The organism is Prevotella merdae (assembly GCF_900290275.1).
GTDB classification, from domain to species: domain Bacteria; phylum Bacteroidota; class Bacteroidia; order Bacteroidales; family Bacteroidaceae; genus Prevotella; species Prevotella merdae.
Window position 1 is genome coordinate 753,743 of record NZ_LT985324.1, and the last position, 12,749, is coordinate 766,491.

General features: G+C 41.0%; 14 protein-coding genes and 1 pseudogene. 6 read left to right on the top strand and 9 right to left on the bottom strand.

Annotated elements, in window-relative coordinates; translation table 11 throughout:
• Positions 1–2: 2 nt before the first annotated feature.
• Positions 3–1,262: a DUF6361 family protein gene (locus C9991_RS09690; protein ID WP_157949431.1), complete on the bottom strand. Its 1,260-nt coding sequence runs from the start codon at positions 1,260–1,262 to the stop codon at positions 3–5.
• Between the two features lie 302 nt (positions 1,263–1,564).
• On the opposite strand from C9991_RS09690, the pseudogene C9991_RS09700 reads away from it, so the two are divergent.
• Together C9991_RS09700 and C9991_RS16870 are read left to right on the top strand one after the other, a co-directional pair.
• A pseudogene (locus C9991_RS09700) lies at positions 1,565–3,071 on the top strand (RNA/DNA-binding domain-containing protein).
• A gap of 5 nt (positions 3,072–3,076) precedes the next feature.
• Positions 3,077–3,316 (top strand): hypothetical protein, encoded by a 240-nt coding sequence (locus tag C9991_RS16870; RefSeq protein WP_198643779.1) that lies wholly within the window; start codon positions 3,077–3,079, stop codon positions 3,314–3,316.
• On the opposite strand, the gene C9991_RS09705 is transcribed toward C9991_RS16870, so the two are convergent.
• Positions 3,300–4,085 (bottom strand): AAA family ATPase, encoded by a 786-nt coding sequence (locus C9991_RS09705; protein ID WP_198643780.1) that lies wholly within the window; start codon positions 4,083–4,085, stop codon positions 3,300–3,302. The two genes, C9991_RS16870 and C9991_RS09705, sit on opposite strands and share 17 nt — an antisense overlap.
• Positions 4,086–4,328: 243 nt before the next feature.
• On the opposite strand from C9991_RS09705, the gene C9991_RS09710 reads away from it, so the two are divergent.
• The 4 genes from C9991_RS09710 (at position 4,329) to C9991_RS09725 (ending at position 6,759) form a co-directional block, all read left to right on the top strand.
• Positions 4,329–4,547 (top strand): DUF8507 family protein, encoded by a 219-nt coding sequence (locus C9991_RS09710; protein WP_106812333.1) that lies wholly within the window; start codon positions 4,329–4,331, stop codon positions 4,545–4,547.
• Positions 4,540–4,959, top strand: coding sequence for a putative toxin-antitoxin system toxin component, PIN family (locus tag C9991_RS09715; RefSeq protein WP_106812334.1), 420 nt, complete (start codon positions 4,540–4,542; stop codon positions 4,957–4,959). The genes C9991_RS09710 and C9991_RS09715 overlap by 8 nt, the downstream gene beginning before the upstream one ends.
• A gap of 399 nt (positions 4,960–5,358) precedes the next feature.
• The gene (locus tag C9991_RS09720; protein ID WP_106812335.1) at positions 5,359–5,961 is read left to right on the top strand and encodes an HU family DNA-binding protein; all 603 of its coding nucleotides are present in this window, start codon (positions 5,359–5,361) and stop codon (positions 5,959–5,961) included.
• A 108-nt stretch (positions 5,962–6,069) separates the two neighbouring features.
• Complete coding sequence (locus tag C9991_RS09725) at positions 6,070–6,759, top strand: putative polyvalent protein kinase domain-containing protein (protein ID WP_106812336.1); 690 nt, start codon at positions 6,070–6,072, stop codon at positions 6,757–6,759.
• Positions 6,760–6,813: 54 nt separating this feature from the next.
• Here C9991_RS09725 and C9991_RS16875 read toward each other — a convergent pair whose 3' ends face one another.
• The 7 genes from C9991_RS16875 to C9991_RS09755 form a co-directional block, all read right to left on the bottom strand.
• Complete coding sequence (locus C9991_RS16875) at positions 6,814–7,551, bottom strand: hypothetical protein (RefSeq protein ID WP_198643781.1); 738 nt, start codon at positions 7,549–7,551, stop codon at positions 6,814–6,816.
• A 154-nt stretch (positions 7,552–7,705) separates the two neighbouring features.
• Complete coding sequence (locus tag C9991_RS16715) at positions 7,706–7,846, bottom strand: hypothetical protein (protein ID WP_157949432.1); 141 nt, start codon at positions 7,844–7,846, stop codon at positions 7,706–7,708.
• A gap of 380 nt (positions 7,847–8,226) precedes the next feature.
• A complete protein-coding gene (locus tag C9991_RS09735) occupies positions 8,227–9,387 on the bottom strand; it encodes a hypothetical protein (RefSeq protein ID WP_106812337.1) in 1,161 nt (386 codons plus the stop codon).
• 38 nt (positions 9,388–9,425) lie between these two features.
• Positions 9,426–9,965: an LOG family protein gene (locus C9991_RS09740; protein ID WP_106812338.1), complete on the bottom strand. Its 540-nt coding sequence runs from the start codon at positions 9,963–9,965 to the stop codon at positions 9,426–9,428.
• A 161-nt stretch (positions 9,966–10,126) separates the two neighbouring features.
• Positions 10,127–10,735 (bottom strand): hypothetical protein, encoded by a 609-nt coding sequence (locus tag C9991_RS09745; protein WP_106812339.1) that lies wholly within the window; start codon positions 10,733–10,735, stop codon positions 10,127–10,129.
• 92 nt (positions 10,736–10,827) lie between these two features.
• Positions 10,828–11,304, bottom strand: a complete 477-nt coding sequence (locus tag C9991_RS09750; protein WP_106812340.1) for an RNA polymerase sigma factor — start codon at positions 11,302–11,304, stop codon at positions 10,828–10,830.
• Between the two features lie 141 nt (positions 11,305–11,445).
• Positions 11,446–12,738, bottom strand: coding sequence for an alpha/beta hydrolase family protein (locus C9991_RS09755; protein ID WP_106812341.1), 1,293 nt, complete (start codon positions 12,736–12,738; stop codon positions 11,446–11,448).
• Positions 12,739–12,749 lie beyond the last annotated feature (11 nt).

The following is a 12,749-nucleotide window of genomic DNA, read 5'->3' on the forward strand; positions in this document are numbered from 1 at the left end:
GCTTATTGTGGATTTCTTATTTCGTTTACAATCGTGCGTACAGTTTCCCAGCGGAAGCTGTTAGGCAATGGTTTGCTGCGTCTCTGGTTCTTGTAAGCATTATTACCAATCTTGCTTCGCTCGCGCTTTATTGTACGTTCGCGCGATTTAACAAGTTCGTCAACTCTTGTAGGCTGTCCATCGACGATGGCTGCATAACATGCTTTGCAAAACTCTGTCAGCATAATGTCTATCGGTCTGATGTAGTCAAACAGATTGTTGTATGCCTCTTGGTTCTCAATATCTTCCTTGTATAGAGTCAGGAGCAAGTTGTATTGCTCGTCACAATCCTTGTATAGAGCCTGAAGAGATTTTTGCTCGTCACAATCATCTGTATTCTCAGTATTGCTAAAACTCTTATAATACGAATAGTTGAATCTCCAGTCAATCAGGTGCATAAGCTTGGCAAAGAGCACCGATTTCTTGTAGATGTCAATCACGTCAGATGGCATGTCTTCTAATATGTCCCCGATATTCAGGTAGCCAATATTCTGAGGAATGTCATGGCTGCCCTCAATAAGACATGACAGCATTGAGCCTTTGCATGTGGCAATAATCCTGTCCCTAAGCCATGAAGCCTCTGTCTTTGATAAAGCCATGTTTATTGTGTGCCCATCAAAGAAATCATACTTCTCGCCACATGTTTTTATAGGCTGTTTGTCGCCATTCATGTCGTCAGCGTCGCCCGTTAAGTCTTCGCTTTTAATCAAACTTTTATTGTGTGGACTGTCAAAGTGGTTTCTGTTCAACTCAAGTATAAGTCTTTCCACACCAGTATCAGGTATGATGCCATATCTTGCCAATCCACTGCCATAGATGTAGGCAGGATCGTATTTTACGTACTTGGTATAGTCTTTCAACGCATCCTTGTACGTGTTGATGCCCGTAATGCCAGTCACGTCTGTTTTGAGTTTTCCATTCTCATCCTTGGCTAATTGCCTGGTTATCTGCACTTCAGCCTCCTTGATGTATCGGCTCACTTCAGAAGTGTTCTGGAATCTGCGGCTCTTGAATGCCGCTTGATAATAAAGCGAAGGCAATAGAACAAAGTATTTGGCATGATGCTGAAGGGTAGAGGTGCCAGGAAATAGAGTATTGGAAAAATGATCTCTCACCCTTCCTATGCCAAGTTCCTCTATAGCTTCCGACTCTTGAAGTAGTTGCATCATCTTGGCAACACGTTTCTTCTCCTCTGTATTGAAGTTGACAAATCCTATCTGCACGTTATTCTGTTTAAGGTTTAAATACTGTTGTGTGTCTATACTGTTGAGTAAGGAACGTTGATAACAACAACGTTTATAAAGACTTGCAAATGTACGCAAAAAATGCAAGGCAAAACACTTTTCGTAAACATTTTGAGTATATTTTACCTTTTCTGAAATTATTATCGTATTTTTGCAAGCGTATTTACATTATCTGAATGGTGTACAAACACTTGCCAACCAAACTTGGATACCTTAATACGGATTTCTGATTTCCTGAAAGTGGATGTAAACGATTTGTTGAACAAAGAATGTATCAAAGAATGATGAACGATATATTGAAACAGATAAACGCTGGCGAGGTGTCGGGGGTGCAGTTCAAGGAACGCATTCTCGACAAATATGATATTGCCTGTGAGTTAGTAGCTTTCAGTAATTCACATGGTGGCAAATTAGTAGTTGGTATAAAGGATAAGACCGGAGAAACCAATGCCTTGTCGTATTCTGAGGTACAAGAAACAACCAACTTGTTGAGTGACATTGCTTCAGAAAACGTAGTGCCATCCATTCTGATAAAGATAGATACTGTTGAGGTCGAGGATGGCAACTTGGTTGTTGCTACTGTAAAGGAAGGACTCAACAAGCCTTATCATGACAACAAGGGAATCGTATGGGTGAAGAATGGTGCCGACAAGCGCAAAGTGTTCGATAATGCTGAACTTGCAGAAATGATGACCGACTGCGGTAGTTTTGCGCCAGACGAGGCAGCTGTTAGGGATGCAACTGTCAACGACCTTGATGCAACGACTATCAAGCAGTTTCTTGGCAACCGTTTTGAAAGAGTTTTGGAAAAGAAAGGCTTGACAGGTGACGCTTTTAATGAAGCATCACTTGATATGATATGCTCTGCCATAGCTAAGGGGCATGACTGTGAGAAGATACTTCGCAATCTGCGATTTATCCGTCCTGATGGTACACTGACAGTTGCTGCTATGCTTCTGTTTGGCAAATACACCCAACGCTGGATGCCAATGATGACAGCCAAGTGTATCTGTTTTGTAGGCAACAGTGTCGGCAGCAAGGTTTTTCGTGACAAGGTGAATGATGCGGATATGGAGGGACATGAAAGCCCCTGTTCGCATTTTCATTTTCGACAATCGTGTTGAGATTCACAGTCCTGGTGCATTGCCTAACGGACTCACTATTGATGACATCAAGGCAGGAACCTCTATGCCTCGCAATATGTTCCTTTTTAACAATGCTATATACTTGCTTCCATACACTGGTGTGGGTAGTGGCATCACTCGTGCACTCGACGAAGATATCAATGTCACGTTTATGAATAATGACAAGGCACAGGAATTTGTCATCACGGTTTGGAGAGAAGAAAGTAACCAAGTCGAGGGGGAAAGTAACCAAGTCGGTAACCAAGTCGAACAAAAAAGTAACCAAGTCGAAGACCATAACACTGGACTTAGACACTCTGACACCGACCATGACACTTTTGCCGAAGACCATGACACTCAACTTAGACACTCTGACACTGACTTAGACACCGACCATGATACTTTTGCCGAAGACCATGACACTATACATAGTTACCATGACACTAAAAGAGTGCCATTGACGAATAAACAGAAGGATATAGTAAACTTCTGTAGCGTGCCAAGAACAAGTAGGGAAATTCTGGAAAGAGCCGGTGTTGTCTATCATACAAAAAATATAGCTAAATACATCACCTCCCTTGTTGCAGCAGGATATTTGCAGATGACCAACCCTAAAAATCCTACGGCAAGCAACCAGAAATACAAGAAAGTAACAACAAAATAGTAAGAATGATGGACTCTTTATATTTCCTTCAGTTTGCATGTTTCATCTTCATGCTCATCAATGCCCTTATCCTCGGCATCACCCACCTGCACATGAAGTGGGCCAACCGACGCTATGAGTGGTCACGCTGGCTGATACTTGCAGGTATGCTTGGACCACAAGTTTCCTTGCCAGGTACTTTGAGCCAAACGCAAAGTACACTCGTATCAATCACCAATACCTTTTTCATTATATTTTATCATTAACCATCATTCTACCAATTGTTCCTGAAGCCATCAATTTGGCTAGATTCTCTTTTTCTTCCAAGAGATTGACATGGCTATCACCATTCTCATCACGGGTAACATAGCTGATAAACGGAATCATCTTGTTTCTGTTAATATCACGCTCAGGAAGTGGTCGAACATAGCTAGACACCAGTGCTTCCACCTTCTTCTTTTCCTCAGGTGCCAACGCACATAAAACGCCAGCAACATTACTACCATCAGACTTCAACTCTTTTGAAATCTTGCAGTAATCACGCATCTTAGCTGGAACAGGATCAATAATGATGATATTTCTAAAAGTAGCATATATCTTTGCCCAAAAATCCAGAAGTATTGGAACATCATACGTCTTCCATGTGATATTACGAGCAGAATCAATAAACTTACCAGGAACGATATCATCGTCTTCTATACCCAAACGGTGGATTTCACAAGAACCAAAACTGAAAACAGAATTCCTTTTAATCACTCTCAAATCAAGAAGATAGGAACTTCCATCAATTTCTATTTCTATCTCAATACAGAAAGAATCCTCACCTCTACGGATAATCCAGTCTTCCCCACCTCTAACTGTCTGGATAGCATCAAGAAGGTTCTTACCTTCCCCCACGGCACGGAGAAAGGCAAACGCATCTAAGACATTTGACTTACCACTAGCATTGGTTCCGATAAGGATACCCAAAGAATCGATATATATAGTAGAGTCCTTAAAGCTCTTCCAGTTTTGTAACCTAATCTTTGTAATCATTGCCATTGTTTATTTAAACTCAATATTATAATTTACAAAGCTAATCATTTTTTTCTGAGATAAACAAGAAAATCGCAATAATTCTGCAAGTAACCAGTAAAATGGTGGAACTTATGCACATCGAGACATTGGTCATGAAGGTCACGAAGGTCATTAAGAAATCTGGATGGTTCTCTTGCATTTTTAAGAAAGTTATCGTAACTTTGTCAACAAAAGTAAAACACTCTAAAAGAAAGGAACAATATGGAAGCAATGGCGTTAAATAAATACCAGAAACATGTGGTCGATATAATGTCCAATGTTGACGAGGCGCAACAAATTGAGATCTCCAATTTGATTGCAAATTATTTTGCTAAAAAAGCATTTGACGCAGCTGATGAGTTGTGGGACAAAGGTATGATTGGTGAACAAACAATCGAGGAATGGAAACACGAACACATGAGAACACCATACTATGAATAGAAAGCAACGAATTGTGCTTGATACAAATTGCTTATTAATGGCAATACCGAGAAGAAGCCCTTATCATAAAATTTTGGAAGATTTTTTTAAAGGAGAATATTTATTATGCGTGTCAAATGAAGTAGTTCTCGAATATGAAGAGATTTTGATTTCAAAAGTTGGTGCCGTTGTGGCAAATAATATAATAAATGCTATCTTGGCTTCACAATATACAGTATTTATAAATCCTCAAAATCGTTATCATTTGATAGAGTCAGATCCTGACGACAATAAATTCGTAGATTGTGCTATTAATGCAAAAGCAAAGTATATTGTTACTCAAGACAGACATTATGATGTGGTGAGGTTCAAACCCAAGTTTGATTTTACAGCAGTAGATATAGATTATTTCTTAAATATGCTTTCCAATTAGCCTTTCAGCCTCAACAAGCTGAAAGGCTTTTTATGTCTTGTCGATTGCTATTGATTGCATAATTATTAAGAGAGAGAACAATCCAAAACAAGATAACCGTTGGTAGTACTGTTCAAAGGGAGACTGTCGGATTCCAAGTCGAGAAAAAAAGTAACCAAGTGTATTGCTGTGCTGTTTATATCGTATTCACAAGCCGTAGATATTAGCTTCGTCCGACGTTTGCTTGCTGTCAAATGTATCTATGCTTGCTATCAAATGTAGATTTGCTTGCTGTCAAATATGGATTTGCTTGCTATCAAATGTAGATTTGCTTGCTGTAAAATGAAATTTTATTTCAATAAATCCTTTTAAAATGTTCAACTATGTATTACCTTTGCATGTCTATAATCTATTACAATTATGATAAGATACAAACTACTCAAGGCAAAGCTTACGGGCGATGTGTTTCCTCAGCAAGTGGAGACGCAACCATTCTGTTCAAACGACCTTAAAGAAAAACTGAAGAAGCGTTATGGCGCAATATCTGCAGCTGTTCTTGACGATGCTTTCAGTATAATAGCACATGAGTTGGGAGAGGGCAAGACTGTCTCTCTCGAAGAATTCGGCTCATTCTCCATACGACTGGGAATGAGCAAGAAGTGTGTTAAGGATTTTAAGAGTGTACATACCAATGACATTAAAGTAAAGGGTGTGCGCTTTAAGCCTTCAAAGCAGCTTCGACTTGAATTGGACAAGCAGGAAATTCACCTGCAGCAAGGCGACAAGCAAAGACGCAATATTACCACCGACGACCGCTGGGTTATTCTTTACAACTATATTCTCGAGAAGATGAATACCGATTTTCTGCAACGCGAAGACGTCCTCGTTTCTCCATCTATATACCGCCACCTTACATCATGCACCGATTATACGGCACGCAAGGAACTTGCCCTCTTCGAACAAGAAGGCAAACTAAGAAAGGTACATTCGGCAAGGGTGCTGCTGTATATGCTGGTGGTGTAAAATATGTGCAAATATGGATACTTGTACATATTTTAGCATGAGTTGCACAATATATCACAAAAAAGGCGTAACTTTGCAAACGAAATATCGAACCATATAATATTAATAATGAATGGAGATACAGCTGAACGAATATCACAAGAAGGTCAATGCTCAGAAGATGGCTTCCATGGCTTATTGGCGAGAGCATCCGCTTTCGCTGGAGCAGTGCTTAGCTCAATTCAAGCGCTTGCGGGAACAACGGCTTGCAAGGGAGTCCAAATTGCAAGGCTAAAAGACAGGGCTAAGGAGAATGATTGCTGGATTGAAGATCCGAAATCATTAGGAGTGTTCTCTGACCGAGGTTCAGAGAACGAGGTTTATATGTGCTATGATGGAATACACGTCTATAAACTTAACGACTTCCGTTATTCAGACGACAACCTTACTCCTTTCTTTGAACGCATTCCTGCCCATAATCAATACTTTCCAGATTGCGCCTACGATTTCATCGGTTTCTCACAGAATCGAGACGGTAAAGTTTGTGCTGTCCTTCGCCAACAACTTGTTGTAAATGCGCGGGAAGCTACTCCCGAAGAAATCAAGGCTGAGCTTGAGCGTATCGGTTTTCACGCAGAAGACAATGGAGAATATTTCACCAATGGCATTCACGACATCTTCGATGCCGTACCTAATAATGTAATGGTTGGAGATGACGGCAACTACTATTTCATAGACACCATCATCTTCAAATCAGATACGGATGGTTTGGATACTTACAAGAAATTCTCCCCGAACTATAGAAAAAGTAAGGAGTAAAACTGTACTCATTACCATTTCATGAGATATCAATATTGCAATCTACTAAACAAATTATTGTGGTTTTAAGGCAGATGTTGGAATTATCATATTGAAAGCTTCACCCTCTATACAAACAACAGCATTTCCCCGTATAATTTTAATAAATTTTGCACGACGTCCTGCAGGTATCATTTTTGCCCTACCATCAAGTAACATCTGGGTAACACCCATATCATTTTGATCCACGGAATATTGTGTTAAAAGCTCATTGTCTTCCTTATCATAAGTAGCTATTGTATTATGCTGTATGACATATTCTTTGTTGGGAATTAATTCTTCCATATCACCTTTTGCTTCCAGACTCGGTCTACCAGAAAACTTTATCACTAATCCCAATGCAATACATAGTAAAACTATCAAATAAAACTTTTTATTGTTACTTTTGCTTTTACCATTTGTTGACTTTTCATTATCACCTGTAGGCCTTATTATTTCTCCTTTAGCTCTATCATTTAACACAAAATCATCCGATGCTGGAGTTTTAACCAGATTTGCTTCCATTAATATAGCTAGTGCAGGAGATTGCACACCACCAACATAAGGCTTGAGAGTCGTTGTGTTGATAAGAGGTAAATCCATATAGGCATTATATAGATTTGCCATATTAATTTGAAAAGAGGTTCCGCCCCCTCTTTTACCGCAGATCAAATTATCGATGATATGAATATCATAATATTTCTGACCAGTCACACTTGTCGCTCTAGTAACCTTAGATAATATGCTTACAAATTCATTATACGATAAAGACATTGTTTCCAACTATTTTGCCAACTGTTTCCCAGAAGTAAGCGATTAATAAAAAGGAAAAGCGTGGGAACTATTGCCGTTACCAAGACTGAGGTTGTGGAAGGACCTGCTAAACGATAACAGACAATAGCCCACGCTATGAGGTATATTATGCCCTTCACAAAAGGGTACAATTATCCCATGCGTGAGCAGCATTGCCATCATCCTTGTTTAGCTTGAAACTTCCACATTTCAGTCCTTGGATAATATCAAAACGCTCTATACTAAATTGAGCCTTCATCACAGCAAGTCTTTTCATGCTGCTCCAACTCAAATGCAAAGGTAATGAATAATTCGGAAAGTCGTATCATTTTAAATAAGCTTTTTCGGAGCAGGGACTTACATCATGCAAAGAAGACAGCTCTACGAACGTGAACGCGACAAGGACTCCCATATATTGAAGCGAAAGGAAGAGTATTTTTCTCTGACACAAGCGTCTGCTAGGACTTGCGAATTGCTCCTTGCGTGATTTTTCAGCTCATGTCGCACACGTCTTATTGATCATAATACGTTACAACAAACTCGTTTCCATAAAGAGAACGCTTGACTACGATACAATTGGCGGGCTCTTTATGGGAGTGCATGAGTTGACTGTGGTTGAGGAAATATTGTGACAAAGTAGTAAAGTGTCAAGACGGTCTATCTGTCTGGCATTATTTCTGCCACATGGTTTCGTTTGGTTCCTTCTTTTCCACGCTTCAGGAAAAGGAGCAGCCAGACGTGTTTGCCCACAGCAATCTTCTGTTTGTCCTCATTACTAATAGCTGCGATTGAGGCAAATCCTTCCTTGCTTATTGTTCCTTCGTTTGTTGGGCGTATGTCTTGGGTTATGGCATAGCGTATGAATTGTTCTTGGTGGTTGACAAATGTAATTTCGGCTTCGTACATTCCGAAGGCTTTACGTCCTTCGTCTTTGTTGAGTATACGGATTATGGCAGCCGACTTAAAGTGGTCGCCATTAGCTATGATGGGACAAAAGAGAACGAAGCTGCCGTTTGAGATGTTCTGTATGGATGGTTGTGTGGATAGTGTAGACTTTTCTGCCACGAAGTGTTGCGACTGAGCGTTGTATATGTGTACATGGTTATGCGACTCGTCTATGCCGTCAACATATCCCACTTGTGTGCTGAAAACCTCGTCAACACGTTTCTTTGAGACAACAATCTCTGAGGCTCGCTCCTTGCCTTGACGCGACACACGGGTAAGAACATCGAACAATCGTCCGCATATCTCCCAAGGTTTGCAAGGAAACTGATGGCTGTCGGCTATAAACTCGGAACCATTGGCGGCTACGAGCTTGACGTATCTACGCTTCTTGCCATCTGATATCTTCTCGAAAACCTTTACGGCATACATACTAACTATAAGGTTGCAATCCTCGCGCTCTTCTTCGGGATGATGAAGCAGATACGACTGTAAGGCTCGTTCAACGCGCTCTACAAGTGCCAGGTATGTGCGTCCGTCCTTGCTTGTTTGGCGTTCCTTGTCTTGGTTGCGCAAGTTGCCTTTATATCCCCATGCTTTTAAGAATTGTGGAAATCGGAAGTCGGGATATTCCTCGCTTACCTTGGCAGCAATGCCTAACATGAGAGAGTTGATGAGCGAAGGCTCGTTGACGTGCAACTTCATATAGGCAGCGAGTAGAGTGCGCGACATTACAGAACCTTCGTTCTTATAGTTCTCTTTAAGGTATCGGTATATTGCCCATTGGGTTTCATCGGGATGAGATGCGCCGTTGTTAATGGATTCAAGTAGCTCGTCCCACGAGAGCACTTGTTGGGTGTTGTAGGTTAGTGGCATAATAGATGTGTTTTTAGAGATGATGTGTGTATTTTGTTTTAGGATTCTTGCTGTATGAGTTGCGTAAGCTCGTCAATATTGTTGGCAACCTCAATCATGTTGTGCCAATTGCCGCGAATCATGCCCTTGCTGTCGAGGTCGTCCATAAGAGCAATAAGAGCGTTCCAAAAGCCTTTCATATTATAAAGTATCACCTTCTTGGAGTGGTATCCAATGCTGTTTGAGGCAGCAACGCTGAATATCTCGTCTAATGAGCCAACACCACCGGGAAGGGCAACAACAATGTCGCATTGGTTAATCATCAAGTCCTTGCGGTCGGATAGATTGTCGGTAGGGTAGTGTACATCGATATAATCGGACATACGTCCGCCCTTTTCCACAAGTGATGGTACAACACCTATAACACGTCCGCCTCCTTGGTGCATAGCCTTGGCTATGCAGTTCATAAGTCCTTGGTTGGTACCTCCAAATATTAGGTCGTGATGGTTTTGTGCCATCCATTTGCCAAACTCATCGGTAAGGCTAAAGAAGTCGGGGTCGATATGCTCGTTAGCAGAGCAGAATACTGCAATTTTCATAGCTTTATTTGTAACTTAGCGTTTTTAATTTGCTAAGTTACAAATAAAAAATAGTATGCCAAAGTCTTTATACAAAATAATTATCCCCAAAACTCCTTGGTAATTGGGTATTATTGTGATAGGCTACTCTCAATTTATTAATCTTTATTTTTGAGCTTCATTTATTGCTCTTTGCTGATTTCCTCAATCTGCTTTATCATTTCGTCATTGGTCTTTTGCATCTTGCGATAAATCCACCAAGAAACTGCTATTCCTATTACACCGCCCACGACACCACCGTAGAATACACCCCACATGCCGGTGTCGGCATCTATTGACATGAGGTGCAAGCTTATTTCTATTGAGAACCATATGATTAAGCCTATTAAGGCTATTAACATTACGGCGGCTTGCTTAGTGCGACGTTGTTTCATTCTTAGCAATTTCTCCATTGTGTTGACAAGGTTGTCGCGGCTGTAGTCGCTGTTTTTGATAGCCCGCATATTGATGTCGTAGTCGCACCAAACATCACATAGAAGCAATATGATGAACGTGCTTGTGCTCCACCAAGACAAGTCGAGGTAGTATTTGGCGGCAAAAGCTAAGTATAGAAATATAGGGATGAGAATAATCTCGCCTATGATCATCTTCTTAATCCATGAGAATTTCTTCTTCATCGATTCAGCCATAATACGGCTGTTGATAATCTCTTGTTGTTCAAGTTGTTTCTTGAACGATGCCATCTGCGAACGCATAATCTCGAGTTCGTTGTTATTGTTTATCTTTTCCATATAGAATGATTTTTGTAGGTTGAATATTGATGATAATATAAAGGTATTCCATTATCTTGTGGAATAATAGATAAAAATATTAACGCTAATGGTTATTCCTTCATTCGTTTCAGTTGTTCACGGATGCGCACCAATCTGACAGAAACATTCTTTGGCGTAATGCCGATGATAGCAGCAATTTCGTCGTAGCTGATATCTTCGAGCCATAACAACACTATTGCACGGTCGAGAGGTTGCAGGCGGCTTATGCGTCGATGCAGAAACTGAGCCTGTTCTGATTTCACTTCACGGCTGTTGAAATAGTCTACGTCCATAGACAGCTGTGCCTTATGGTTGCGTTTCTTGCGTTTGTCGATGGTGATGCAAGTGTTAAGTGCTACACGGTAAATCCATGTTTTGATGTTGCTGCGTCCGTCAAACGATTCCATGCCGTTCCACAGTCTTATGAGCACCTCCTGAAACATGTCGGCAACCTCGTCGTTGTCTTTTGAGAACATATAGCACACGGTATATATGGTGCTACGGTTGCGACGAACAATGTCGGTGAATTGTTGTTCGTTTTCTTTCATAATTTATGTCTTATTTGGTATTTCCTTTACTCTTTAGACTAAGGGTTGGAATGGTTTGCTACATGAAAAAGAAAAAATGTTTTTAATAGGTATAGACAGTTTGGGTCGAGCGCTCTTCGCCCGACCCACTTATAATTATTATTACAGTTCGTTAATCCACTTGGCTATTGTCTCCAGCACTTCAGGTGCAATGGTTTCTTCTATTTGCTGATATTCCACAATGCTGCCAGTTGAGCAATGCTGGAACATATGGTTTACACCATCAATCTTCTTTATAGTGTGCTTGCAGTTGGAGAGTCCAGTTTCAAGTATAGTTGTATTGGCGGCGCAGTCCACTTGAGTGTCTTTTGTGCCGTTAAGTGCTAACACTGGGCATTTAATCTTGGACAACTGCTTGCCAGCATCTATAGTTATGAAATGGCGTATGTATGACGAGTTGGCTTGCTCTAATGATCTCTTTAGGATAGGCTTTAAGTTGTCTGGCACTCCGTCGATGGTTATCTCACTTGTCTTCTTGCCATTGGCAATCTCGTCGAGAATATTTGATATTTTATTGCAGTAGGAATCCACCATCTCCTTAGGCAGGCCTAAGGATGACATTGCCTGGCGGTTCTGCATCATGAGAGTTTCTTTACCTGATATAGCCATGCCAGCGAGCGACACAATGAAGTCGGCTTTGCCTTCAGCGGCAAGCAGCATGGCTATTGTGCCTCCCTCGCTATGTCCTAATATTCCAACCTTATTGAAGCGCTTGCGCAATAAAGGTAAGGCAGATGTGGCATCTTGGAGGAAGTCGGCTGTTGTGAATTGACCGAAATCAATATTCTTATCATTCCAACCACGGTCGTCATAACGTAAGGAAGCAATGCCTTGACGAGCCAAGGCATCTGCAATTACGGCAAAGGGTTTATGGTCAAATAGTTCTTCGTCGCGGTTCTGCTGTCCGCTACCGGTAACCATCAGCACTACGGGAGTCTGCTTAGAATAGTTTTGTGGTAGGGTGAGGGTACCGTTGAAAGTGTATCCTGCATTTGTGAAGCTTATGCTCTCTTCCTTATATGGAAATGGAGCAACCGGAGTTTGCGGACGTTTAACTACAAGTTTGCCGGGCTTTAGTGTAAGAGGGATGGGGAAACCATTTTGGGTGTATGTACCTTTAATTTCGCCATTCTCCATCTTTCCCTCAAATGTGGCTCCAATCATCGCAACCGAAACTTTTATTGTACCATCGTCCTTAATAGTCTTCTCGGCTGGTATTCCTTTAGCACCTTGCGAAGGCGAATCCATGGTACAACCTTCGTTAGAGAAGTTGAATACTAATGGGAGCTTTGTTCCCATGACGTTTAGTTCGCCGTTCCATGCTCCTTCCTGTGCATTGGCAACAAGTGAGGCAAGCGCAATAAACGCTGTTGTGATGATTCTTGTAGCTTTCATAATTGTATGTA